Source organism: Flavobacterium sp. YJ01 (assembly GCF_029320955.1).
GTDB lineage: Bacteria > Bacteroidota > Bacteroidia > Flavobacteriales > Flavobacteriaceae > Flavobacterium.
In genome coordinates, this window is sequence record NZ_CP119757.1 from 866,439 (window position 1) to 891,642 (window position 25,204).

Consider the following 25,204-nt stretch of genomic DNA (forward strand, 5'->3'; position numbering starts at 1 on the left):
TGTTTGTATTTAATTTTTATTCAATTTAGTTTTATTCTTCAGATTCGTCGTCGTCTCCGTCCGCATCATCTTCTTCTTCAATCTCTTCATCGTCAGTATCATCTTCCTCTTCAACCGCTCCATCATCTTCAAGAACTTCCAAATCAGGTTTGATTCTTTCGATTCCAGACTCAATTACATTTCCATTTTCATCAACAACAACTTCTTCAGCATCGTCTTTCATAACTTTAGTAACAGCAGCGATAGAATCTTTACCTTTAAGGTTAATTAATCTAACACCTTGAGTTGCACGTCCCATAACACGTAAATCCTCAATTGCCATTCTAATTGTTAATCCAGATTTATTGATAATCATCAAATCGTCTGCATCTGTTACCGCGTTGATAGATATTAATTTACCTGTTTTATCAGTAATATTAAGCGTTTTAACACCTTTACCGCCACGGTTTGTGATTCTATAAACATCTTCTCCATCATCGTCTACTAATTTGGTACGTTTTCCGTATCCATTTTCAGTAACAACTAAGATTTGCGATGTTGCAATATCCTCTTTGTCAACCGTAACCATTCCGATTACTTCATCTGTTTCGTCTTTTAGCGTAATACCACGAACTCCAGAAGCTGTTCTTCCCATCGGACGTGTTTTAGTTTCTTCAAAACGAACTAATTTTCCAGATTTTACTGCTAAGATAATTTGGCTTTCTCCGTTTGTTAACTGAGCACCAATCAACTCATCTCCTTCTTTAATTGTAATAGCAGCAACTCCATTTGCTCTTGGTTTAGAATATTTCTCTAAAGAAGTTTTCTTAACCTGGCCTTGTTTTGTCACCATTACAAGATTATGGGTATTGATATAATCTTTATCCTTTAAGTCTTGTGTACAAATGAAAGCTTTTACTTTATCGTCGCTTTCAATATTTACAAGATTCTGAATTGCTCTACCTTTTGCCGTTTTACTTCCTTCTGGAATTTCATAAACACGCATCCAGAAACATTTTCCTTTTTGCGTAAAGAACATCATATATTGGTGATTTGTTGCAACGAACATATGTTCTAAGAAATCCTGATCTCTAGTACCAGCGCTTTTCTGCCCAACTCCTCCTCTATTTTGTGTTTTATATTCTGTAAGGTTTGTACGTTTGATGTAACCAGCGTGCGAAATTGTAATCACTACATTCTCATCAGCAATTAAATCTTCGATACTTACATCTCCTCCAGAATATTCAATTTGAGAACGTCTTTCATCACCATATTTATCACGGATTTCGGCCAACTCCTCTTTAATTACCTCTGTTCTTAAATTAACATCTGCTAATAAAGCTTTTAAATGCTCGATCAACTTCATTAATTCTTCAAACTCTGCTCTTAACTTGTCTTGCTCCAGACCTGTTAACTGACGTAAACGCATCTCAACGATAGCACGAGCTTGAATATCAGATAATTTAAATCTTTCAATTAATTTATCTCTTGCTTCATCTGTGTTTTTAGAACCTCTAATTAACGCAATAACTTCATCTATATTATCAGAAGCAATGATTAATCCTTCTAAAATGTGAGCTCTTTCTTCTGCTTTACGTAATTCAAACTGTGTTCTTCTAACCACTACTTCGTGACGGTGCTCAATAAAATAATGAATCATATCTTTCAGATTCAACATTTGAGGGCGACCTTTTACTAATGCAATATTATTTACACTAAAAGAAGACTGTAATGAAGTATACTTATATAAGGTATTTAAAACTACGTTTGGCGTAGCATCGCGCTTCAAGATATAAACGATACGCATACCATTTCTGTCCGATTCGTCACGAATATTGGCAATACCTTCGATTTTTTTCTCGTTAACTAAATCAGCCGTACGTTTGATCATCTCGGCTTTGTTAACTTGATATGGAATTTCAGTAACGATGATGCATTCTCTTCCGTCAACTTCTTCAAAACCAACTTTTGCACGCATTACAATACGTCCTCTACCAGTTTTAAAAGCTTCGCGAACACCTTCATAACCATATATTACACCACCAGTTGGAAAATCTGGTGCTTTAATATGAGTCATTAATTCATCAACTTCAATATCATTATTATCTAAGTACGCTAAAGTACCATTGATAACCTCAGTTAAATTGTGTGGTGGCATATTGGTTGCCATACCAACCGCAATACCTGTAGCTCCGTTTACTAACAAAGTAGGAACTTTTGTAGGCATTACTTTTGGCTCATATAATGTATCGTCAAAGTTTAATTGAAAATCAACTGTTTCTTTTTCGATATCTGCCATAATTTCCTCAGAAATCTTACGCATTCTAGCCTCAGTATAACGCATTGCCGCAGGACTGTCACCATCAACAGAACCAAAGTTACCCTGGCCATCAACTAATAAATATCGCATACTCCACTCCTGAGCCATACGAACCATCGCGTCGTAAACAGAAGTATCTCCGTGCGGGTGGTACTTACCCAGAACCTCCCCTACAATTCTTGCAGATTTTTTATGGGCAGATCTAGAAGTTACACCTAAATCATACATTCCATAAAGAACTCTTCGATGTACTGGTTTCAAACCATCTCTAACATCAGGAAGTGCTCTCGATACAATTACCGACATCGAATAATCGATGTAAGCTGACTTCATTTCATCTTCAATGTTAATAGGAATTAACTTTTCTCCTTCAGACATAAGTTGTTATATTAAATAATTATAATAGTTTCAAAGCGTGCCAAGATACGTTTTTTTGAAATTTTTTCAGCTATTTACTTACACTTATTTCAATGATTTATTAACAACTTTATTTTGGCTTTTAGTTAATAAATTAAGCGTTTTTTAACGCTTTTATTGCCTTTTTTTTCGTCTATTAGCTGACAAGCATTCTCGAAGGGTACGGTTTTTGTTTTTAAATCAGTAATTCACTAAATTTACAATACCAATTATATATTATGGATGATAATTTTTCACCAAGAGTAAAAGATGTTATTACGTACAGTAAAGAAGAGGCACTTCGTTTAGGGCACGACTTTATTGGTACCGAACATCTTATGCTGGGCATTTTAAGAGATGGTAACGGAAAAGCTATTCATATACTTAATAACCTAGCAGTCGATTTAGATCATTTACGCAGGAAAGTAGAAATACTGAGCCCAGCTAATCTAAGCGTTGAAGTAAATGCAGAAAAGAAAAACCTTCACCTTACCCGACAGGCCGAAAGAGCCCTGAAGACCACTTTTCTTGAAGCTAAAGTATTTCAAAGCTCATCAATTAGCACCGCTCACTTGCTATTATGCATCTTACGAAACGAAAACGATCCAACAACCAAGCTATTGAATAAACTGAAAATAGATTATGACATAGCTAAAGAACAGTATTTAAATATGACTCCGAACGAAGAAGAATTCTTAGAAAACTTGCCAAGAAACGAATCGTATAATGACGATTCAGGACAAGATGACAGTCTTAAAGAAAGCAGTTTTAATAATCCCGCCAATAAGTCAAACAAAAAATCAAAAACTCCAGTTTTAGATAATTTTGGGAGAGATTTAACAGAAATGGCGGAAGAGGGAAAACTTGACCCTGTTGTAGGACGCGAAAAAGAAATTGAACGTGTTTCTCAAATTTTAAGTAGAAGAAAAAAGAACAATCCGCTTCTTATTGGAGAACCTGGAGTTGGTAAATCTGCTATTGCAGAAGGATTAGCTTTGCGTATTATTCAAAAGAAAGTTTCTCGTATTCTTTTCAACAAACGTGTTGTAACTCTTGATTTGGCAAGTTTAGTTGCTGGAACAAAATACAGAGGACAATTTGAAGAAAGAATGAAAGCTGTGATGAACGAGCTTGAGAAAAACGATGATATTATTCTTTTTATTGATGAGATCCATACTATTGTAGGTGCTGGTGGAGCAACTGGTTCTCTTGATGCTTCAAACATGTTTAAACCTGCATTAGCAAGAGGAGAAATACAATGTATTGGTGCTACAACTCTTGATGAGTACAGACAATATATCGAGAAAGATGGTGCACTTGAAAGACGTTTCCAAAAAGTAATTGTAGAACCAACTTCTGTTGAAGAAACAATTGCAATTTTAAATAACGTAAAAGACAAATATGAAGATCACCACAATGTAACTTATACACCAGAAGCAATTGAAGCTTGTGTTAAACTTACAGATCGTTATATGTCTGAGCGTTTTTTACCAGACAAAGCTATCGATGCTCTTGACGAAGCTGGTTCTCGCGTACATATTACCAATATTGATGTTCCTAAACAAATTTTAGATTTAGAGCGTCAATTAGAAGAAGTTCGTGAGCTTAAAAATATGGTTGTTAAAAAACAAAAATATGAAGAAGCTGCTAAACTTCGCGATGACGAAAAACGCATAGAAAAAGACTTAGCTGTTGCTCAAGAACAATGGGAAGAAGATTCTAAAAACAACAGAATTGAAGTTACAGAAGATAATGTTGCTGATGTTGTTTCGATGATGACTGGAATTCCTGTAAATAGAATTGCACAAACTGAAAGCAATAAATTGGCACAATTGCCTGAATTAATTCAAAATAAAGTAATTGGTCAAAATGAAGCCGTTCTTAAAATTGCGCGTTCTATTCAACGTAACAGAGCCGGACTTAAAGATCCAAATAAACCAATTGGTTCATTCATTTTCTTAGGTCAAACTGGAGTTGGTAAAACGCAATTAGCTAAAGTATTAGCTAAAGAATTATTTGATTCTGAAGACGCTTTAGTTCGTATTGACATGAGTGAATACATGGAGAAATTCGCAATTTCTCGTTTAGTTGGAGCGCCTCCAGGATACGTTGGTTACGAAGAAGGTGGTCAATTGACTGAAAAAGTTCGTAGAAAACCATATTGTGTGGTTCTTTTAGACGAGATCGAAAAAGCACATCCAGATGTATTCAATATGATGCTTCAAGTTTTAGATGATGGATATTTGACAGATAGTTTAGGTCGTAAAATTGACTTCAAAAACACGATCATCATTATGACATCTAACGTTGGAGCTCGTCAATTGAAAGATTTCGGACAAGGAGTTGGATTCGGTACCGCTGCAAGAACAGCTCAGGCTGATGAAAATTCAAAAAGCATTATCGAAAACGCTTTGAAGAAAACTTTTGCTCCTGAGTTCTTAAACAGAATTGATGACGTAATTGTATTTAATGCGCTTGAAAAAGCAGATATCGATTTGATTATCGAAATCGAATTGAAAAAACTGTATTCTCGTATTGCAGAGTTAGGTTACAAATTAAGCTTAACTGACAAAGCAAAAGCGTTTATTGCTGAAAAAGGTTTCGACAAACAATTTGGAGCAAGACCTCTTAAAAGAGCTATCCAAAAATATGTTGAAGATTTATTAGCAGAAGAAATCATTACTTCGAAAATACATTCAGGCGATGAGATTATGATGGATCTTAAAGACGATTCACAAGAATTATCAGTAGAAATTCATAAAGCTGAAGAGCCGACTAATCAATAAATTAGTTAAATTTTATAACACAAATAACATGCCCGTTACGTTTTCATAACATAACGGGCATTTTTTTTGGATAATTTACTATCTTTAGTAAAAGCAAATAGCTATTTTTGAATTTAAATTCTATAACATAAAAATAAAATATGCTTCAAAACAAAGTCATTTTAGGCAGCGAAGAATGGTGCTCATTTCCAGAACTTGGAATTCCAACAATCAAAGCTCGTGTTGATTCTGGCGCCAAAACTTCGGCAATGCACGCTTTAAACATAGCTCCTTTTATAAAAAATGATGCCAATTGGGTAAAGTTTGATATTAATCCGATTCAGAATAATATCAAAACCATTATTCATTGTGAAGCGCCTTTGGTTGACAAACGAATTGTAAAAAGTTCAAGCGGTTTTAGAGAACATCGCTACGTAATCCAGACCAGCTTAAAAATTGGCGATGCAAAATGGCCAATCGAAATGACTTTGACTAATCGTGATTCTATGGGTTTTAGAATGCTTTTAGGACGTGAAGCAATGAGCGGAAGGGTTTTGGTCGATCCTGAACAAAAATATCTTTTAGGACAGCCAACAGCTGAATCATTAAAAGAATTATACCAAAACTCAGAAAAAGCAAGTTCTGGTTTACGAATTGGTGTTTTAGCCAGTAATCCGGAATTATACAGCAATAAAAGAATCATGGAAGCGGGCGAAATGCGAGGTCATGAAATGCATTTTTTAAACATCAAAGAATGCTATATGAAACTCGATGCTAAAACTCCTGAAATTCATTATAGAGGCGGAAAGATTCTGAATCAATTTGATGCCATTATTCCGAGAATTAGACCAAGCATTACCTTTTATGGCTGCGCTTTGACACGTCAGTTTGAAGCTTTGAAGGTTTTTGTTTTAAATTCTGCTACAGCAATCACGCAATCTCGTGATAAATTGTATTCACTACAATTATTACTAAATAGCGGAATTGATATTCCAACTACTGGATTTGCTAATTCTCCGCTTGATACAGACAACTTAATCAAAATGGTTGGAGGTTCGCCTTTAATTGTGAAATTATTAGAGGGAACACAAGGAAAAGGGGTTGTTTTGGCCGAAACAAAAAAAGCTGCAGAAAGTGTTATTAATGCTTTTAAAAGCTTAAATGCTAATATTCTAGTTCAAGAATTCATTAAAGAAGCAAATGGAAAAGATATTCGTTGTTTTGTTATTGACGGAAAAGTTGTGGCCGCAATTCAGCGTGAAGCAATGCCAGGAGAATTTAGAGCTAATATTCACTTAGGCGGAACTGCTTCTGTAATCAAAGTAACTGCCGAAGAGAAAAAAATCGCCATTAAAGCCGCAAAAGCAATGGACTTAAAAGTTGCTGGAGTTGATATTATTCGTTCTTCGAAAGGACCTTTATTATTGGAAGTTAACTCTTCGCCAGGTCTTGAAGGAATTGAAGGCGCAACTAATAAAGATGTCGCTGGAGAAATGATTAAAGCTATTGAAAAGAATTTCAAACTATAATTAAGTTCATTTAAACTTAATACAGCACAAATAATTTAGCAGCTTTGTTAAAGTTTCGAACTTTGACAAAGCTTTTTTATTTAACTTTAAAATAAAAAACATGCATTTTCCTTATTTAGACATTATCATACGAAGCGTTGCTGTCTACTTCTTCATGACAATTGCCTTGAGAATCTTTGGCAAAAAAGAACTTTCGCAATTAAATACAGCCGACATAATTCTTATTCTTTTAATTAGTAATTCTGTTCAAAATGCTATGGTTGGTCCTGACACAAGCCTAATAGGTGGTTTGGTTGCCGCTTTAGTTCTTTTTACAATAAATTTTATAATCAAAAAACTTACGCGCAAATACAAAACATTGGGCGATTTATTACTTGATAAACCTCAAATTCTAATTCACGACGGAAAGCTAGATTTTAAAGCTTTAAGCAAACTGGATATCTCTGATGAAGAATTAAAAGAAGCGATGCGAGAACACGGAATTGAGTTCTTTAAAAACGTAAAACTCGCAATGCTAGAAATTGACGGAACAATAAGTATTATATCTGAAGACCAGAAAAACTTAAAGCAAACGCATTATAAAAGAAAACACAATCACAAAAATCTACAGAAATTCTGATTTTAGATTTATAAAAAAAGCCGATTTCAAAAAGAAACCGGCATTTAAAATATTTAGACAAAATGCGAATTTAAATCTCACATTTCTCAATAATCTATTTTACGAAATAAATACGCTTAGCACAAAATAAACCATACCTGCCAATAAAGCAGAAATCGGAATAGTCAAAATCCAAGCCCAGATTAAACTTACGGTAACTCCCCAGCGTACTGCAGAAACACGTTTTGTTAATCCAACACCAATAATAGATCCTGTAATAGTATGCGTTGTACTTACTGGAATTTTTAAGTGCTCTGTAAAGTAAAGTGTCAAAGCTCCTGCAGTTTCAGCAGCAACACCTTCGAACGAACTTACTTTTGTGATTTTAGAACCCATTGTTTTTACAATTTTCCATCCACCACTTAAAGTTCCCGCAGCAATTGCAGAATAACATGCTAAAGGAATCCAACTTGGCATTACACCTTTAATTCCTAAATCATCATTTGGAAGCACAACATCCAACCAAGCATCCATATGAACTCCTGGATTTGTATTGATATATACCGCAACCGCAGCTGCAATAATTCCCATTACTTTTTGAGAATCGTTACCTCCGTGACCTAAACTAAAAGCCGCAGAAGACAGTAACTGCATTTTTTTCAAAGCTGCATCTGCTTGGTGTAAATTTAAACTGCTAAATATCAAACAAAAAGCACTAACTGTCAAGATGATAAAAGCAACTAAAAACCATTTAATATTATGAGAATCAAAAGCTACACTCCAAAAATGTGAATCAAATCTTGGCTTATCAATCTTTTCATAAGGAACCATTTGGTAGTAAACAAATAAAATAGTTGCAATCATTAATGCGATTGTAAATATTTTAGGTCCGATACTTTTACGTGAAGCATTTAGCAACCAGATTGAAATTAAATAAGAAGCTAAAGCTCCTAAAAGCGGTGCAAGAACAATAAAAGCAATAATGATGATAACCCCCGAAGGCATTCCGCCATCTTTCCCGGCCTTATACCAACTTACAATTTCATACCAATAATGAGTTGCTCCGTCTTCACCTACATAACCTGAGAATCCGTGAACTGCAATAGCGTGCGCCACAGCTGCACCAGCAAAACCACCAATTAATGTGTGCGAAGAACTTGACGGAATTCCTAGCCACCAAGTTAATAAGTTCCAGCATATTGCCGCAATAACTCCGGCTAAAATAACCACTAGGTTAATTTCCATTGTGTGCGCTGTTTTAGCAACAGTATCTGCAACACCAAATCCAAAAACCCAATAGGCAAGAAAGTTAAAAAATGCTGCCCAGACAACCGCCTGAAAAGGTGTCAAAACCTTTGTTGCAACAACAGTCGCTATAGCATTTGCCGCATCATGAAAACCATTGATGTAATCAAAAATTAAAGCTAATACTATAATTAATATAAGTAGCGTCATAAAATTATAACTTCAGAATGAAAAATTGAATTAAGAATGTTTTACAGAAATAGATTCTAGTATATTCGCAACACTCTTACATTTGTCTGTTGCTGATTCTAAAACAGATAATACTTCTTTATATTTAATAATATTTTTAGCATCTGTTTCGTTTTCAAAAATTTCAAAAACTGCTTTGTTATATACGTTATCAGACTTGTTTTCTAATTTATTAATTCTAGAACAAGCATCTTTAATAACTTTAAAGTTCTGTAAATTTCTCAATTCTTTTACAGCACTATCAATATTTTGGCAAGCTTCAAGATTGATTTCGGTCATTTTTCTGATAGATTTTGTAATCTTATCAACCTGATACAATCTCATACGGCTTGATGCACCATGAAGATAATCGGCAACGTTGTCAATTGAAGTAATTAACGTGTGAATATCTTCTCTGTCAAATGGAGTAATAAAGTTTCTGCTTAACTCAAGGTTTGTCTGACGTGTAATGTCTTCCCCTTTTTGTTCTAATTCGTCAATTTTTTGAAAAAGAATTTCTCTTTCTTTTAATGGTAAATTTACAGCTTCGTGTAAGTTAGAAGCTAATTCAATTAAATTGCTTGAAGCCTCTTCAAAAAGTGGAAAGAATTTTTTGTCTTTCGGCACTAAAAATTGGAAAATACTGTTTATTGACATTGTTTTATTTTTGATACCGCAAAATTACTTCAATAATATTTTGCAATGTTAAGCCATTGTTAACAAATCGTTTTCTATTTGGAAACTCTTAAGGAATAAAACCGTGTTTTCTATGTCATTATGTAAGATTCGATCTTCTTTTACTAAAGGCACAACTTCTCTATAGCTGTTAACAAACATTTCGATAAAATTACTTGATTTTAGTGGCTCTCTATACGCAATTGCTTGTGAAGCATTCAACAATTCAATTGCTAAAATACGTTCTAAATTGTCTAAAATTCGTAAGGCTTTTGTTGCTCCGTTTGCTCCCATACTCACATGATCTTCCTGACCGTTGCTAGAAACGATACTATCTATACTTGATGGTGTTGCCAATTGCTTGTTCTGGCTCGCAATACTTGCTGCGGTGTATTGCGGAATCATAAATCCTGAATTTAATCCTGGATTATCTACCAAAAATGCAGGAAGATTACGCAAACCTGAAATTAATTGATACGTTCTTCTTTCAGAAATACTTCCTAATTCTGCTAAAGCAATCGCCATAAAGTCTAAAGCCAAAGCTAAAGGCTGTCCGTGGAAATTTCCACCAGAAATAATCTGATCTGCCTCTATAAATATATTAGGATTATCAGTTACCGAATTAATTTCGGTTTTGAATACTTTTCTAACGTAATCAATTGCATCTTTTGAAGCTCCGTGAACTTGAGGCATACAACGGAAAGAATACGGATCTTGAACGTGTTTCTTTTCTTGAGCAATAATTTCACTTCCGTCTAAGAATTCAGTAATTCTTTGCGCCGTTACGATTTGTCCTTTGTGTGGACGAATATAATGTATCAATTCATTAAATGGCTCAATTCTTCCATCAAAACCTTCTAAAGAAATTGTTCCAATTAAATCTGCCAAATAAGAATATTTATAAGCTTTAATTAAAATATGAGCTCCATAAGCACTCATAAACTGAGTTCCGTTTAATAAAGCCAAACCTTCTTTTGACTGTAAAACGATTGGTTCCCAGTTAAAATGTTTTAGAACCTCAGCAGAAGCTACTTTTTTTCCTTCAAAAAGAACAATTCCTTCTCCAATTAATGGTAAAGATAAATGTGCTAAAGGAGCTAAATCTCCAGAAGCTCCAAGCGAACCTTGGGTATATATTATTGGAAGAATATCATTATTATAAAAATCAACTAATCGCTGCAATGTAATTAACTGAACGCCAGAGTGCCCATAACTTAAAGATTGAATTTTAAGCAACAACATCATTTTTACGATTTCAGCAGGAACTTCCTCTCCTGTTCCGCAAGCATGAGATTTTACTAGATTTTCCTGAAGTTTAGATAAGTTTTCATTAGAAATTTTTACACTATATAAAGATCCAAAACCAGTATTAATTCCATAGATTGGCGCTGTGTGTGTTGCCATTTTTTTATCTAAATAATCACGGCATTTCTGAACGTTCACTTTAGCTTCTTCAGATAATTCAAGCATTTTATTATTGCCTAAAATCTCTTGTAATGTTTCTAAAGTTATAGTTTCAGTACTTATATAATGGATCTCTCTCATGACGTTTTTCAATTTAAGACGTCAAAATTCAACAAATCAATATTAAAAAGCAACATTTTATCACAATAATTAAAATTTCACTAAATGGAATTCCGCGCTTTTAATTTATTCTTAATACAGAACATCTCGGTTTTTTAGTCTTTTTTAGCAGTTTTTCATTAAAATCCAACTCTTTACAAAGAAAGAATCCACAAAAAATACCTCTTTAAATATATCAAAACCTCAAATTAGCATATCGAATTTTAACAAATACTCAATATTGAATTATCGGAATTTGAATTATTAAAATATTCGCAAAAAGGCAATAAGGGTTTTTAATCCTACTTAAAAACTGTACTTTTGAAAAATCAAAAATGAAAAGTAACAGCACAAAATATCAATCTACAATGACAACTCCAACTCGAGTTGCAATTGCTGCTACCATTATTTCTACTACAACAACTACTACCCCTTAGGGGTATACAATTTTACATATAATCCTAGGTTACCTATACTTTTTTCATGAAAGAAGAGAGTTATTGGATACATAAAAAACATTTAAAAAGAAAAAAAGTTGCTGTTTTCAGTTTCAGTTCACAGTTGATAATCTTTGAACATCTGTTACTCAAAAATTTTGCAACTCATTAAAAATATCACAAAAAATGAAAGTATTAAAATTTGGCGGAACTTCGGTAGCCAATGCTCAAAATATAAAACTCGTTCTTGAAATTGTTAAACAAAAAGCACAACAAGATCAATTAGTTGTTGTTGTTTCCGCTTTAAGTAAGGTAACAGATTTATTGCAATCTGCAGCGGCAAAAGCGGCAGCAAACGACGAAAGCTTTAGAGATGTTGTTGCTGAAATCGAGAAAAAACACCTTGACACGCTGAAAGAATTAATTCCTGTTAGTGAGCAAAGCAGTTTGTTGAGTCACGTAAAAAGAATCATCAATCATTTAGAAACTTTATTAGATGGTTGTTTCTTATTGGGTGAATTATCGCCAAGAACTGCCGACACTATTTTGAGTTTTGGAGAATTACTTTCTTCTTTTATTATTGCGAAAGCTTACCAGCAAATTAATAGCGACGCTGTTTACAAAGATAGCCGTGAATTAATTAAAACAGATAATAACTTCGGAAAAGCAACTGTAAATTTCGAAGTTTCAAATCAATTAATAAAAGAGTATTTTGCTGAGAATAAATCTAAAATCAATATTCTTCCTGGATTTATTGCGCAGACTTTAGACGGAATCACTTCGACTTTAGGGCGTGGAGGTTCTGATTATACTGCCGCGATTATCGCAGGCGCACTTGATGCTGAACAATTGGAAATCTGGACAGACGTAAACGGAATGTTTACTGCTAATCCTAAAATTGTAAAACAAGCACAACCAATTGCGAATATTTCTTATCAAGAAGCGATGGAATTATCGCATTTTGGTGCTAAAGTTTTATATCCTCCAACAATTCAGCCAGTTTTAAGAAAAAACATTCCGATTTTAATTAAAAATACTTTTGAGCCAGAAGCTGTAGGAACTTTAATTTCAAATCAAATTTCATCCAATGATACTGTTGTAAAAGGAATCAGCCATATTGATCATATTTCTTTATTAACACTTGAAGGCCCAGGAATGATTGGAGTTGCAGGTTCTTCTAGACGTTTGTTCGAAGTATTGTCTCAGGAAAAAATCAACGTTATTTTTATTACTCAGGCGTCTTCTGAACATTCTATTTGTATCGGAATTTTAAATTCTGATGCTGAAAATGCTGAAAATGCAATTAACAAAGCTTTTGAGATTGAAATTTCGCAAAACAAAATCGATCCTTGTTATGTAGAAAAAGACCTTTGCATTATTGCTTTGGTGGGTGAAAACATGAAAAATCACCAAGGTCTAAGCGGAAGAATGTTCAGTACTTTAGGAAAAAACAACGTAAACATTCGTGCGATTGCGCAAGGTGCTTCTGAAAGAAATATTTCGACAGTAATTAACGAAAGAGACGTTAAAAAAGCGTTGAATACTTTACACGAAAATTTCTTCGAAGAAAACACAAAACAGCTCAATTTATTTGTAATGGGAGTTGGAAATGTGGGAGAAAAATTCATCGAGCAAATTCATAGCCAAAAGAAATTCTTAAAAGATAATTTAAAAATAAATGTTCGCGTAATTGCTTTATCAAACTCAAGAAAAATGATTTTTGATGAAGACGGAATTTCTCTAAAAAATTGGGATTCCGCTTTAAGCGAAGGCGAACCAGCAAGTATCGAAGAATTCATCAAAAAAGCAAAAGAACTGAATTTACGTAACAGCATTTTTGTTGACATTACAGCAAATGCAACAGTTTCTGAAGCTTACGAGAAATTCTTAAAAGAAAGTATTGCCGTTGTAACTTGCAACAAAATTGCTTGTTCTTCTGCTTACGACAATTATAAAAAACTAAAAAGTTTATCTCGCCAATACAACGCTCCGTTTTTATTTGAAACGAATGTTGGCGCGGGATTGCCAATTATTGATACAGTAAAAAATCTGATTGCATCTGGAGATAAAGTGCATAAAATTCAAGCGGTTTTATCGGGAAGTTTGAACTTTATTTTCAACAATTTTGACGAAAACAATTCTTTTCACGATGTGGTAAAAGAAGCTGGAGTTCAAGGATTCACAGAACCAGATCCAAAAATTGACTTAAGCGGAATTGACGTAGCTCGTAAAATCTTAATCTTAATTCGCGAAAGCGGTTACGAAATGGATATTGACGCCATTGCAAACGAATCGTTCCTGCCAGCAGAATGTTTAGTAACAACAAACAACGAAGATTTCTTCGCATCGTTAATCAAACACGCTTCTCATTTTGAAGGTATTTATAAAGAAGCTTTAGTCAAAGATTCAAGGTTGAAATACGTTGCTCAATTCGAAAACGGAAAAGCAAGCGTAGGTCTGCAATTCATCCCGAAAGATCATCCTTTTTACAATTTAGAAGGAAAAGACAATATCGTGCTTTTCTACACAGATCGTTACGTAGATCAGCCTTTATTAATAAAAGGAGCCGGAGCTGGTGCAGCAGTAACAGCATCAGGAATTTTTGCTGACGTTATTAGAATAGGAAATATCTAAAGAGGAACAAAGGCTCAAAGGTGCAAAGGGACAAAGTTAAAAACCTTTGAACCTATGAACCTTTGCCACTATGAACCTTTAAAACAATAAGTAGTAAAGCCTCTGAACCTTTGAGCCTTTGCCACTCTGAACCTTTAAAAAGAAATGGAAATTAAACTATTTTGCCCAGCAACTATCGCCAATCTCTCATGCGGATTTGACGTACTTGGACTTTGCTTAGACAATGCGGGCGATGAAATGATTGTTCGAAAAGTCGATCAAAAAGGAGTTCGAATCACTAAAATTGTCGGTGCCGATTTGCCTTTAGAAACCGAGAAAAACGTTTCTGGAGTGGCGGCTTTGGCCATGCTTGAAACTTTAGGCGAACTGGATTTTGGATTTGAAATCGAAATTTATAAAAACATAAAAGCTGGAAGCGGAATCGGAAGCAGTGCTGCAAGTTCTGCCGGAGCGGTTTTCGGAATTAATGAATTATTGGGAAAACCGTATTCTCGTAAAGATTTGGTTCAGTTTGCGATGCAAGGCGAAAAATTAGCCAGCGGAAACGCGCACGCCGACAACGTTGCTCCTGCCCTTTTAGGCGCTTTTACTTTGGTAAGAAGTTATTCGCCTTTAGATATTATTAGAATTGATAGCCCAGAGGAATTGTACGCAACAGTTGTTCACCCGCAAATTGAGTTAAAAACGTCTGATGCACGTTCGGTTTTAAAGCAAAACGTTTCCCTAAAAAGTGCTATTACGCAATGGGGTAACGTAGGCGGATTGGTTGCTGGTCTTTACACTAAAGATTACGATTTAATAGGAAGATCACTTCACGACGAAATTGTTGAACCTGTACGAAGCGTTTTAATTCCAGGTTTTGATCAAATCAAACAAACGGCTTACGAAAACGGCGCTTTAGGTTCTGGAATTTCAGGTTCTGGCCCATCGATTTTCGCTTTAAGCAAAGGAAAAGAAACCGCCGAAAAAATCGCAAAAGCCATGAGCGACGTTTACGAAAAAATGAATTTACCGTATGAAATTCACGTTTCGAAGATTAATCCAGACGGCGTCCGCATTTTGTAGAAAAGTATTAAGTACGAAGAATTAAGTATTAAGACAAAGCTTGTCAGGCTGAGCGGAGTCGAAGCTCCCGCAAAGCATACACACAATACATAACCGTGCAGTTTGTCATTTCGACGAAGGAGAAATCTCCACAAGAAGCTCGACAAAGATTGGATTAACGTTGCGGAGTTACTTGCGAAGATTTCTCGTTCCTCGAAATGACAAGAGAGCCGAATAATAATTATTGAAATTTTAAATAAAAAGCTATACGCAACATTAGGAAAGAGCCTAAAGCCTAAAGCTTACTGCCTAAAGCAATAAAAAAATGAAATACTACAGTTTAAACCATAATGCCCCAAAAGTTTCTTTTCAAGAAGCTGTTATACAAGGATTAGCAACTGACAAAGGATTATATTTCCCAGAAAGCATAACACCGCTTGATCCTTCTTTTTTTGATAAAATCGAAAGTTTAAGCCATGAAGAAATTGCTTTTGAAGCGATTAAACAATTTGTTGGTGACGAAATCCCAGCAGAAAAACTAAAAGAAATTATTGCCGAAACTTTAGTTTTTGATTTTCCGGTGGTGAAAGTCGAAAACGGAATCTATTCGTTAGAATTATTTCACGGGCCTACAATGGCGTTTAAAGACGTTGGAGCGCGTTTTATGTCACGTTGTTTGGGTTATTTCAATAAAGACAAAAAAGATGCTAAAAACACTGTTTTAGTTGCCACTTCTGGAGATACAGGCGGAGCCGTTGCGAGCGGATTTTTAGGTGTTGACGGCGTTGATGTTGTCATTTTATATCCATCAGGAAAAGTAAGCGATATTCAGGAAAAACAATTGACGACTTTAGGGCAAAACATTAAAGCGCTTGAAGTGGACGGCGTTTTTGATGATTGCCAGGATATGGTAAAAAAAGCGTTTTTAGATGAAACTTTAGCACATAAAAACCTGACTTCTGCAAACTCAATTAATATTGCGCGCTGGTTACCGCAAATGTTTTATTTCTTCTTTGCTTACAAAGCCTTGAAAAGCCAAAACAAACCTTTAGTTTTCTCTTGCCCAAGCGGAAACTTCGGGAATATCTGCGCGGGAATTATGGCAAAGAAATTAGGTTTGCCAATTGAGCATTTTGTAGCCTCTACAAACGTAAACGACACGGTACCAAGATTCTTAGAAAACGGAAAATACGATCCAAAACCTTCTAAAGCAACAATCTCTAACGCAATGGACGTTGGAAACCCAAGTAACTTTATTAGAATTCAGGAATTATACAATAATGACTTAAAAGCTTTCGAAAAAGATTTCTCTTCTTATAGTTATACTGATGAAGAAACGCTTGAAGCTCTAAAGAAAATCTACAAAACAGACGGTTATATCGCAGAACCACACGGCGCTGTTGGATATTTAGGTTTGAAAAAAGAATTGGAAAAACATCCTAACGCAATTGGTATTTTCTTAGAAACGGCGCATCCTATTAAGTTTTTAGATGTTGTTGAACCTGCTTTAGGAATTTCACTTCCTATTCCTGCTCAAATTGAGAGTGTTATTAATGAGGAGAAAGTTAGTGTTAAGATTGCGAGTTATGAGGAGTTGAAGAGTTTCTTAGGGTAACATTTTATAAAACATCATATACAAAACGACTGGGATTTATTTCAGTCGTTTTTTTATTGCATTACACTAAATTATCTTGAGTTAGCAAATAAAAATTTCAAGTACGGAAATCCGTAAAAATTGGCAATAAAAAATACATATATTTGAAAAGTAAGAAAACGAAATAAATTTTCACTTATCTACCCGAATTTAAGTGTGCATGCGAAGGTTTGTTTCTCATACACATGAGTTGTGCGTTATTTAAGAGTATTACATCTTCAAATTTGACAATCAGCTGACTACAAAGTAATTATTTAAATGCAAAAAACTGGTAAATTATGACCATACAGAAAATGGAAAAAATAAAACTAAGTTTAGATATAGGAATTACTTTTTTTGGGGTATTAGCAGCATTATTTGCAGTATTAAGTCTTATTTACGGCTCAAAAATTGACGCTGTAAAAAAAATTGAAGAAGAACGTTTGAAAAGTAAGATTGCTGAATCGAATGCTTCCGCTCAAAAAGCTAAAGAAGAAGCTGCCAATGCATTAGTTAGTGCAGCTAATACAAATGAAAGAGCAAAAAAACTTGAATTAAAAGTAGAAGAACAAAAGGAAAAAACAGCTAACGCAGAGAAGGAATTAATAATTTTAAAGGATAAAATAAAACCTAGAAGTATACCTACGCAGAATGTAAATAAATTAATAGCTGAATTAAAAAAACTCTCCAATAAAGAAATTCATATTTCAAGTTCTCTTGGGGATGGTGAAGGTGCAACTTATGCAACCCAATTCAAAAATCTATTTGAGTTTGCAGGATGGAAAGTCAATTCTGGTATCGGATTTTCCACTTACACAGGGGTTGGGGTCTATTTATTAACCAAAAATAAAAATGACACCGAAGCTATAAAAATAAAGAAAATATTTAATGCATCCGATATACACTTCCAAGAACAGATAATGGAAGAAGGAACTAAATTACAAATTTTTATTGGCTCAAAAAATAGTCAAGATTTAGACTCTAATTAAAACAGTAGTAATAAACAACGCACAACTTGCTATACGAAATATTACAATCGTTATGCGAAGTCTCCCAACTTCATACACGTTCCGATTAATCTCTGGCTAGCTAGAGCGTTCCGCCCCGCTCTACGAAGTGTTCTTAATTATTTGCAAGGATCGCTGTGCGAAGTCTCCCGACTTCGTACCCGTTCCAATTATCCACAAAGTAAAGTAACAATAGGAACGGAATAGTTGCGGGTACGAAGTCGGGAGACTTCGCACAGCATCTACTAATCTATTATTTCTTCGTTCCCAACAAATATAAAATCTACGCAGGTCCTGATTTCCTCGCTCTACGAAGTGTTCTTAATTATTTGCAAGAATCGCTGTGCGAAGCCTCCTGACTTCGTACCCGTTCCAATTATCCACAAAGCAAAAGTAACAATAGGAACGGAATATAGTTGCGGTTACGAAGTCAGGAGACTTCGCACAGCATCTACACAGCATCTACTTTACTAATCTATTATTTCTTAGTTCCAAAAAATATAAAATCTACGCAGGTCCAGATTTCCTCCGCTAGCGCAAGCGTCCCGCTCGTGAACACAAAGTAATCAAAAGCCAATTGGAACGTTTACGAGCGAGACGCTTGCGCTAGCAAATACCGCTTATTATTTTTTTATATCTTTAAAAAATCTAATAACACACCCAAATTCTATGAAAAAGATATTACTTTCATTTCTTTTAGTTGGATTTTTAACTGCCTACTCTCAGGAATCAAAACCAAAAGTTACTCCTACACCTCCAATTGCAAAAGAAGAAAACTCTCCTTCTAATCTTACTTTTAATCCAGATTATCAAGTCGTAACCAATCATACCACAACAATAAAAGGTCAAAAAGTTTCGTACAAAGCCACAACAGGAACTATGCCTGTTTGGGATGAAGATGGAAAAGCAATTGCGGGATTATTTTATACATACTATGAGCGTTCTGATGTAAAAGATCGCGATTCTCGCCCTTTAGTGATTTCATTTAATGGCGGTCCTGGTTCTGCTTCGGTTTGGATGCAGATTGCTTATACAGGTCCAAGTTTATTAAATATTGATGATGAAGGATATCCTTTGCAACCTTACGGAATAAAAGAAAATCCTTATTCGATTTTAGATGTTGCTGATATCGTTTTTGTAAATCCGGTTAATACAGCTTATTCAAGACCTACAAGCAAAGAAATCCCTAATTCAAAATTCTTTGGCGTAAATGCCGACATTAAATACCTAGCCGATTGGATCAATGGTTTTGTAACTCGATCGAATCGTTGGGCTTCACCAAAATATCTTATTGGCGAAAGTTATGGCACTACTCGAGTTTCGGGATTAGCGCTTCAATTGCAAAACAATCAATGGATGTATCTTAACGGAGTAATTTTAGTATCTCCAACAGATTTAGGAATAAGCCGTGGAGTTGTTTCTGATGCCGCTCTTAAATTGCCTTATTTTGCTGCTACGGCTTGGTATCATAAAATGCTAAGTCCAGACCTTCAAAACAAAGATTTAACGGATATGCTGCCAGAAGTAGAAAATTTCACCATAAACGAGCTTCTTCCTGCATTGAGTAAAGGAGGTTCTTTAGAAGAACAAAAAAGAAAGGAAATTGCCACTAAAATGGCACGCTATTCTGGTATTTCAGAAAAAGTTATTTTGCAAAACAATCTAGACGTTCCTTATGATTATTTCTGGAAAGAATTGTTAAGAGATCAAGGTTTTACGATTGGAAGACTTGATTCAAGATACAAAGGAATTGACCGCAAGGATTCTGGAGAAAGCGTTGATTTTAATGCCGAACTTACTTCTTGGTTGCATTCGTTTACGCCTTCTATCAATCTGTATCTGCGCAATAATTTGAATTATAAAACTGATTTTAAATACAATATGTTTGGTTCTGTACATCCTTGGGACAGATCTAATGATAAAACAGGAGAAAATCTAAGACAGGCGATGGCACAAAATCCTTATTTGCATGTAATGGTGCAATCTGGATATTATGACGGTGCTTGCGATTACTTTAATGCAAAATATGATTTATGGCAAATGGATCCAAGCGGAAGACTAAACAATAGAATGTCATGGAAAGGTTACAGAAGTGGTCATATGATGTATTTAAGAAAAGCCGATTTAGAAACTGCAAATGAAGACATCAGAACATTTATAAAGCAATCGTTGCCTAAACCGAGCGAACCTGCAAAATATTAAGTATAATTTCTTTGTCCACAACAAATACAAAATCAATAGCCTCCAGCTTTAGCTGGAGGTTTGTTTTTAAATTAAATTCGACTTTAGCCAAAAAAAGTTAAAGATTAGGCTGAAGCCATTTTTCTAATGTAATTTTGTTCTATATAATTTTATAAAATACATTTCATTTTAATACCTAATGATTACAAAAGCATTACTCGAAGACATTCCAGCATTAACAACTTTAATAAATTCAGCCTACAGAGGCGAAACCTCTAAAAAAGGCTGGACAACCGAAGCGCATTTACTAGAAGGAAAAAGAACCGATGAAGAGGAAATGACCGAAATCTTTCTTGATCCAAAAAATACGATTCTGAAATTTACAGAGAATGACAAAATCATCGGTTCGGTTTTGTTGGTAGAAAAAGGAAATCAATTGTATTTAGGAATGCTGACCGTTTCGCCAGAACTTCAAAATAGTGGAATCGGGAAAAAGCTTTTGGCCGAAGCCGAAAATCATGCTAAAGCACTTGGTTTATCTAGTATCATTATGACGGTCATTTCGGTTCGTGAAGAACTTATTGCGTGGTACAAACGTCACGGTTATGTTGACACAGGCGAAAGAGAAGCTTTTCCTGAAAGTGAAATTCATGTTACGGTTTCTGATGAACCTTTGGAGTTTATTTATTTGGAGAAAAAGATTTAATAAGGTTCAGAGGAACAGAGGTGCAAGGGGACAAAGGTTTTCTGTAGAGACGAACTGAAGTGCGTCTTTTTTATGCCACAGATTAAAAGGATTAAAATGATTTTATCGCAATATTGTCATTTCGACGAAGGAGACCCGAGCAAAAGCGAATAGGCGAAGTAAATCTCCGCAAGTAACTCGACAAAGATTGGATTCTCGTTGTGGAGTTACTTACGGAGATTTCTCCTTCGTCGAAATGACAAGATTGGGGATAATAGCATAAATCAAATCCTTTGTTCCTTTGCAACTATATCTTTTTAACCTACTACAAAACAAGTTCTGTAAACAAACGTTGAATCGTCTTCTCTAAATCTTGAGTCAAACCCGGATGAGGTCTTGAAGTTTGAATTGCAGAACTTCGAATTGCCGTTAACCATCTAAATCTTTCAGGAATTTCAAATTCTGCAATTGGACCACCGTCTTTGGCTCCGCTTGCGATTTTTTCTAGTGAAGTTAAATTGCATTCTAATTGTTCGATATCGAAATCGGCAGAAAGTGCTTGTATTTTTTCTTTATTTAAATGAAAAAGAACTTTTATAAATTTGGCTTTTTTGCAAAACAAAATGATTCCGATATTCAGGAATTCTTCGCGCTCTACCCTTGGCACAACACGAATAACAGCATATTCGTATAAGTGATTATCTTGCATTTTGAGCCTGATTTACAAATATTTCTGAATTCTCTAATCTTGTTTTTAAAAACTGTAAATAAACGTTTCGCAATCCTTCTGGCGTTTCGTCTGCGTCTTCCCACTGAAGCCAATCTTCTGGAATCGTATTTACAATTTCTTCTAAAATTTCTGGTGTTAAAATCGCTTTAAACTCGGCATCGACTTCTTTTAAAAGCGAAGCTTGTGGCAATAAAACGTGATCTTTAATCAATGCAAACGGACTTTTAGCATGTTGTTCCCAATTGTTCCAAGAATGATGAAAATACAAACACGCTCCATGATCAATAAGCCATAATTCTTTATGCCAGATCAACATATTGGTGTTTTTGAAAGTTCTGTCTACGTTGGTAATATATGCATCGAGCCAAACAATTTGCGACGCTAATTTTGCATCGACAGTTGTAACCGCAGGATCAAAAGTTATTGCTCCCGATAAAAAGTGAAGCGCCAAATTTAATCCCTGACTTCCTTGCAGTAAATCCTGAATTTCTTCGTCGGCTTCGGTTCTTCCGAAAGCTTCATCGAGGTTTGCGAATACTAATTCTGGTAATTGCAGTTTTAAAGCTTTTGCTATTTGCCCGCCTACTAATTCGGCTATAAGAGCTTTTACACCGTGTCCAGCTCCTCTAAATTTTAATACGTATTTAAAATCGTCATCGGCTTCTGCCAAAGCGGGTAAAGAACCGCCTTCACGCAGTGGCGTTATATATCGCATGACGTTTACCGTTCTGAGATCGAAGTTTTTCATTTTTAAAAGATTCTAAGATGCTAAGAAACTGAGTTGCTAAGTTTCTAATCTTTGATGTTACAAACTTACGAATTTAGATTTCTGATTTTAGAGTTTAGATTTTAGATTTTTTTTTATTGGGATGAGATTTTTTAACGCAGAGAGCACAGAGATTTTTCGCAAAGTGCGCTAAGTTTTTGAGGTTGCTTTGTTTTTTTTAAGTTCCCAAAGATTTAATTGTCGAGTGTGACATCCAGCTTGTCACCCTGAGCGAAGTCGAAGGGATGAAAGTAGCTCGACAAAGAAACTAAACTTTGAGGAATATCTTTGCGATCCTTCGACTTCGCTCAGGATGACAAAAAATGAGAACAAAGCTTTACGAACTTAAAAAGCAAAGCTTCTTAAAAACTTAGCGCACTTTGCAAAAAACCTTTGCGAGCTTTGCGTTAAAATTACTTTTCTAAACTCAAAAAAGCTTTTCCTAAATTCTTAATAATATCTGAAGCAATAAAAGATTCGTAACCTGTTTTGGCTAAAGCAATATCTGCTGTTAATCCATGAAGATAAACTCCGAATTTTGAGGCATATTTTGGTTCGTAGCCTTGCGCGAGAAGGCTTGTGAGGATTCCAGTTAAAGTGTCACCGCTTCCTGCGGTTGCTAAAGCCGCATTTCCTGTTGTGTTTTCGTAGACTGAAGTTCTGTTTATAATGAATGTTGGCGCACCTTTCATAACGACAATAACTTTGTATTTTTCTGAAAATGCAATTGTTTTCTGAAATTTTTCTGATTCAGAATTCCATTTGCCGATTAAACGTTCTAGTTCTTTTGGATGAGGTGTTAGAATCGTGTCTTCGGGAACTAATTCCAGCCAAGATAAGTTTTCTGAAATAATGTTTAAAGCATCGGCATCAAGGACTAAAGGCGCTTTGTTAATTCTTAAAAATTCGAATAAGGCTTTTTGTGTTCCGAGTTCTTTTCCGATTCCTGGGCCAATTCCGATTGCTTGCGAAATTAAAGGTAAATGAATATTGGTGATAAAATTGGTATTTTCATCGGTAACGGTCATTACTTCTGGAATGGAAATTTGAAGAATTTGATAACCGCATTTTGGCATAAAAGTCGTTACGAGTCCGCAACCGGATTTTAAACAGGATTTTGAAGCTAAAACGGCCGCTCCTATTTTCCCGTAACTTCCAGCGATAATTACGGCGTGACCTTGTGTTCCTTTGTGTGCGTGCGGATTTATAGGTTTGTATATTTTTAGAATTTCTTCTTTTGTGATTAAATATGGAGACTTCATTTGGCTTCTTTACTTGTTGCGGTTAATTTTTAAACACATAGTCCCGACGCTTCGGGATAGCTTTTCTTTGCGAATAAAGGCGTTTCACTTGTTTTAACAAACATAGCTAGACTTGAAAACTATAATTATATATATTAAAGTTATAGAAAAAATCGAAAGCATAAACATTTCTTTTTACCGATCGCCCCTAGCCCTGATAGAAGCGACATCCTTTTGCTTTTTTCTTTAAAAAGCAAAAGATATAGCGGATAGCAGGAAATAGCTCCTGATTATTGCGAAATTTATAATTTAAGGCATTCAAATTAGATATTTTTTGAATAGATTTGCAGAACAATTTTATAAAACAACACAATGAAAAATACTGCGCTTACGCACATACATGAAGGTTTAGGAGCAAAAATGCTTCCTTTTGCTGGTTATAACATGCCAATTACTTACGAAGGGGTTAATGCTGAACACGAAACGGTTCGTAATGGTGTGGGCGTTTTTGACGTTTCGCATATGGGTGAATTTTTGTTAACAGGTCCAAATGCGTTGGCTTTGATTCAAAAAGTAACTTCTAATGATGCTTCAACTTTGACAATTGGAAGAGCGCAATATTCTTGTCTTCCTAATAATGAAGGCGGAATTGTTGATGATTTGATTATTTATAAAATGAAAGAAGAACAGTATTTACTAGTTGTAAATGCTTCGAATATTGATAAAGACTGGAACTGGATTTCATCTCACAATGATTTGGGAGTTGATATGAAGAATATTTCTGAAGACTATTCTTTATTGGCAATTCAAGGGCCAAAAGCGGTTGAAGCAATGCAATCTTTGACTTCTGTTGATTTATCTGCTATTACATATTACCATTTTGAAGTGGGCGATTTTGCAGGTTTTAATGATGTAATTATCTCTGCTACTGGATATACTGGTTCTGGAGGTTTTGAAATTTACTGCAAAAACGCTGATGCTGAAGCAATTTGGAATAAAGTTTTTGAAGCTGGAGCATCTTTCGGAATTAAACCAATTGGTCTTGCGGCGCGTGATACTTTACGTCTGGAAATGGGATTCTGTTTGTATGGAAATGATATTAACGATACTACTTCTCCACTTGAGGCTGGTTTAGGATGGATTACTAAATTTTCTAAAGATTTTACTAATTCTGAAGCGCTTAAAAAACAAAAAGAAGCTGGAGTTACCAGAAAATTAGTTGCTTTTGAAATGCAGGAACGTGCGGTGCCAAGACACGACTACGAAATTGTTGACGCTTCTGGCGAAGTGATCGGAATTGTAACTTCTGGAACTATGTCGCCTTCTATGAATAAAGGAATTGGTTTAGGATATGTAACTGTTGCAAATAGCGCGATTGATAGTGATATTTTTATTCGAATCAGAAAAAATGATGTTGCTGCTAAAGTGGTAAAATTGCCTTTTTATAAAAAGTAATTTTTCAAACTCATATATTTCAAAAAAGCATTACCGTAAAAAGTAATGCTTTTTTTGTTTTAAAGCCGTTTTTATAATTTGTCTTTTCGACGG

17 protein-coding genes are annotated in these 25,204 nt (G+C 34.9%); 10 read left to right on the forward strand and 7 right to left on the reverse strand.

The features are described from left to right. Nucleotides 1–31 precede the first annotated feature (31 nt). A complete protein-coding gene (gene gyrA, locus P0R33_RS03920) occupies nucleotides 32–2,677 on the reverse strand; it encodes a DNA gyrase subunit A (protein WP_276174271.1) in 2,646 nt (881 codons plus the stop codon). A gap of 257 nt (nucleotides 2,678–2,934) precedes the next feature. Between gyrA and P0R33_RS03925 the strand changes: the two genes are divergently transcribed. The 3 genes from P0R33_RS03925 to P0R33_RS03935 all read left to right on the forward strand — a co-directional run bounded on the left by P0R33_RS03925 (nucleotide 2,935) and on the right by P0R33_RS03935 (nucleotide 7,608). After that, on the forward strand, nucleotides 2,935–5,481 hold the full coding sequence (locus P0R33_RS03925) for an ATP-dependent Clp protease ATP-binding subunit (RefSeq protein WP_276174272.1): 2,547 nt from the start codon (nucleotides 2,935–2,937) through the stop codon (nucleotides 5,479–5,481). A 140-nt stretch (nucleotides 5,482–5,621) separates the two neighbouring features. After that, nucleotides 5,622–6,989 carry a 30S ribosomal protein S6--L-glutamate ligase gene (gene rimK / locus P0R33_RS03930; protein ID WP_276174273.1) on the forward strand — a complete coding sequence of 456 codons (1,368 nt, stop codon included), beginning with the start codon at nucleotides 5,622–5,624 and terminating at the stop codon, nucleotides 6,987–6,989. A gap of 100 nt (nucleotides 6,990–7,089) precedes the next feature. Further along, nucleotides 7,090–7,608: a YetF domain-containing protein gene (locus P0R33_RS03935; protein WP_276174274.1), complete on the forward strand. Its 519-nt coding sequence runs from the start codon at nucleotides 7,090–7,092 to the stop codon at nucleotides 7,606–7,608. A gap of 99 nt (nucleotides 7,609–7,707) precedes the next feature. On the opposite strand, the gene P0R33_RS03940 is transcribed toward P0R33_RS03935, so the two are convergent. Genes P0R33_RS03940 through hutH form a run of 3 tightly spaced genes read right to left on the reverse strand, consistent with a single transcriptional unit; the run spans nucleotide 7,708 to nucleotide 11,280 of the window. Continuing rightward, the gene (locus tag P0R33_RS03940) at nucleotides 7,708–9,042 is read right to left on the reverse strand and encodes an inorganic phosphate transporter (protein ID WP_276174275.1); all 1,335 of its coding nucleotides are present in this window, start codon (nucleotides 9,040–9,042) and stop codon (nucleotides 7,708–7,710) included. Between the two features lie 30 nt (nucleotides 9,043–9,072). Further along, nucleotides 9,073–9,717, reverse strand: coding sequence for a DUF47 family protein (locus P0R33_RS03945; protein ID WP_184164697.1), 645 nt, complete (start codon nucleotides 9,715–9,717; stop codon nucleotides 9,073–9,075). Nucleotides 9,718–9,765: 48 nt separating this feature from the next. Further along, on the reverse strand, nucleotides 9,766–11,280 hold the full coding sequence (gene hutH / locus P0R33_RS03950) for a histidine ammonia-lyase (RefSeq protein WP_276174276.1): 1,515 nt from the start codon (nucleotides 11,278–11,280) through the stop codon (nucleotides 9,766–9,768). A gap of 641 nt (nucleotides 11,281–11,921) precedes the next feature. Between hutH and thrA the strand changes: the two genes are divergently transcribed. The 6 genes from thrA (at nucleotide 11,922) to P0R33_RS03980 (ending at nucleotide 20,940) form a co-directional block, all read left to right on the forward strand. Next, nucleotides 11,922–14,369: a bifunctional aspartate kinase/homoserine dehydrogenase I gene (gene thrA / locus P0R33_RS03955; RefSeq protein ID WP_276174277.1), complete on the forward strand. Its 2,448-nt coding sequence runs from the start codon at nucleotides 11,922–11,924 to the stop codon at nucleotides 14,367–14,369. A 144-nt stretch (nucleotides 14,370–14,513) separates the two neighbouring features. Continuing rightward, nucleotides 14,514–15,434, forward strand: a complete 921-nt coding sequence (locus P0R33_RS03960; protein WP_276174278.1) for a homoserine kinase — start codon at nucleotides 14,514–14,516, stop codon at nucleotides 15,432–15,434. Between the two features lie 304 nt (nucleotides 15,435–15,738). Then, nucleotides 15,739–17,028 (forward strand): threonine synthase, encoded by a 1,290-nt coding sequence (gene thrC, locus P0R33_RS03965; RefSeq protein ID WP_276174279.1) that lies wholly within the window; start codon nucleotides 15,739–15,741, stop codon nucleotides 17,026–17,028. Nucleotides 17,029–17,360: 332 nt separating this feature from the next. Next, on the forward strand, nucleotides 17,361–18,035 hold the full coding sequence (locus tag P0R33_RS03970; protein ID WP_276174280.1) for a hypothetical protein: 675 nt from the start codon (nucleotides 17,361–17,363) through the stop codon (nucleotides 18,033–18,035). A gap of 687 nt (nucleotides 18,036–18,722) precedes the next feature. Further along, a complete protein-coding gene (locus tag P0R33_RS03975) occupies nucleotides 18,723–20,255 on the forward strand; it encodes a carboxypeptidase (protein ID WP_276174281.1) in 1,533 nt (510 codons plus the stop codon). Between the two features lie 178 nt (nucleotides 20,256–20,433). Further along, complete coding sequence (locus tag P0R33_RS03980) at nucleotides 20,434–20,940, forward strand: GNAT family N-acetyltransferase (protein WP_276174282.1); 507 nt, start codon at nucleotides 20,434–20,436, stop codon at nucleotides 20,938–20,940. 304 nt (nucleotides 20,941–21,244) lie between these two features. Here P0R33_RS03980 and P0R33_RS03985 read toward each other — a convergent pair whose 3' ends face one another. The 3 genes from P0R33_RS03985 to P0R33_RS03995 form a co-directional block, all read right to left on the reverse strand. Continuing rightward, nucleotides 21,245–21,628 (reverse strand): DUF3037 domain-containing protein, encoded by a 384-nt coding sequence (locus P0R33_RS03985; protein ID WP_276174283.1) that lies wholly within the window; start codon nucleotides 21,626–21,628, stop codon nucleotides 21,245–21,247. Then, nucleotides 21,618–22,397, reverse strand: a complete 780-nt coding sequence (locus P0R33_RS03990; RefSeq protein WP_276174284.1) for a HipA family kinase — start codon at nucleotides 22,395–22,397, stop codon at nucleotides 21,618–21,620. The genes P0R33_RS03985 and P0R33_RS03990 overlap by 11 nt, the downstream gene beginning before the upstream one ends. Before the next feature lie 431 nt (nucleotides 22,398–22,828). Further along, nucleotides 22,829–23,677 carry an NAD(P)H-hydrate dehydratase gene (locus P0R33_RS03995; RefSeq protein ID WP_276174285.1) on the reverse strand — a complete coding sequence of 283 codons (849 nt, stop codon included), beginning with the start codon at nucleotides 23,675–23,677 and terminating at the stop codon, nucleotides 22,829–22,831. 351 nt (nucleotides 23,678–24,028) lie between these two features. On the opposite strand from P0R33_RS03995, the gene gcvT reads away from it, so the two are divergent. Beyond that, entirely contained in the window at nucleotides 24,029–25,111 is a 1,083-nt protein-coding gene (gene gcvT / locus P0R33_RS04000) for a glycine cleavage system aminomethyltransferase GcvT (RefSeq protein ID WP_276174286.1), read from the forward strand. The last annotated feature ends 93 nt before the right edge of the window (nucleotides 25,112–25,204 follow it).

What these genes read in the sequence shown, in the direction of transcription:
- gyrA (WP_276174271.1), bottom strand. Translation starts at nt 2,677, where the DNA reads ATGTCTGAAGGAGAAAAGTTAATTCCTATTAACATTGAAGATGAAATG.
- P0R33_RS03925 (WP_276174272.1), top strand. Translation starts at nt 2,935, where the DNA reads ATGGATGATAATTTTTCACCAAGAGTAAAAGATGTTATTACGTACAGT.
- rimK (WP_276174273.1), top strand. Translation starts at nt 5,622, where the DNA reads ATGCTTCAAAACAAAGTCATTTTAGGCAGCGAAGAATGGTGCTCATTT.
- P0R33_RS03935 (WP_276174274.1), top strand. Translation starts at nt 7,090, where the DNA reads ATGCATTTTCCTTATTTAGACATTATCATACGAAGCGTTGCTGTCTAC.
- P0R33_RS03940 (WP_276174275.1), bottom strand. Translation starts at nt 9,042, where the DNA reads ATGACGCTACTTATATTAATTATAGTATTAGCTTTAATTTTTGATTAC.
- P0R33_RS03945 (WP_184164697.1), bottom strand. Translation starts at nt 9,717, where the DNA reads ATGTCAATAAACAGTATTTTCCAATTTTTAGTGCCGAAAGACAAAAAA.
- hutH (WP_276174276.1), bottom strand. Translation starts at nt 11,280, where the DNA reads ATGAGAGAGATCCATTATATAAGTACTGAAACTATAACTTTAGAAACA.
- thrA (WP_276174277.1), top strand. Translation starts at nt 11,922, where the DNA reads ATGAAAGTATTAAAATTTGGCGGAACTTCGGTAGCCAATGCTCAAAAT.
- P0R33_RS03960 (WP_276174278.1), top strand. Translation starts at nt 14,514, where the DNA reads ATGGAAATTAAACTATTTTGCCCAGCAACTATCGCCAATCTCTCATGC.
- thrC (WP_276174279.1), top strand. Translation starts at nt 15,739, where the DNA reads ATGAAATACTACAGTTTAAACCATAATGCCCCAAAAGTTTCTTTTCAA.
- P0R33_RS03970 (WP_276174280.1), top strand. Translation starts at nt 17,361, where the DNA reads ATGGAAAAAATAAAACTAAGTTTAGATATAGGAATTACTTTTTTTGGG.
- P0R33_RS03975 (WP_276174281.1), top strand. Translation starts at nt 18,723, where the DNA reads ATGAAAAAGATATTACTTTCATTTCTTTTAGTTGGATTTTTAACTGCC.
- P0R33_RS03980 (WP_276174282.1), top strand. Translation starts at nt 20,434, where the DNA reads ATGATTACAAAAGCATTACTCGAAGACATTCCAGCATTAACAACTTTA.
- P0R33_RS03985 (WP_276174283.1), bottom strand. Translation starts at nt 21,628, where the DNA reads ATGCAAGATAATCACTTATACGAATATGCTGTTATTCGTGTTGTGCCA.
- P0R33_RS03990 (WP_276174284.1), bottom strand. Translation starts at nt 22,397, where the DNA reads ATGAAAAACTTCGATCTCAGAACGGTAAACGTCATGCGATATATAACG.
- P0R33_RS03995 (WP_276174285.1), bottom strand. Translation starts at nt 23,677, where the DNA reads ATGAAGTCTCCATATTTAATCACAAAAGAAGAAATTCTAAAAATATAC.
- gcvT (WP_276174286.1), top strand. Translation starts at nt 24,029, where the DNA reads ATGAAAAATACTGCGCTTACGCACATACATGAAGGTTTAGGAGCAAAA.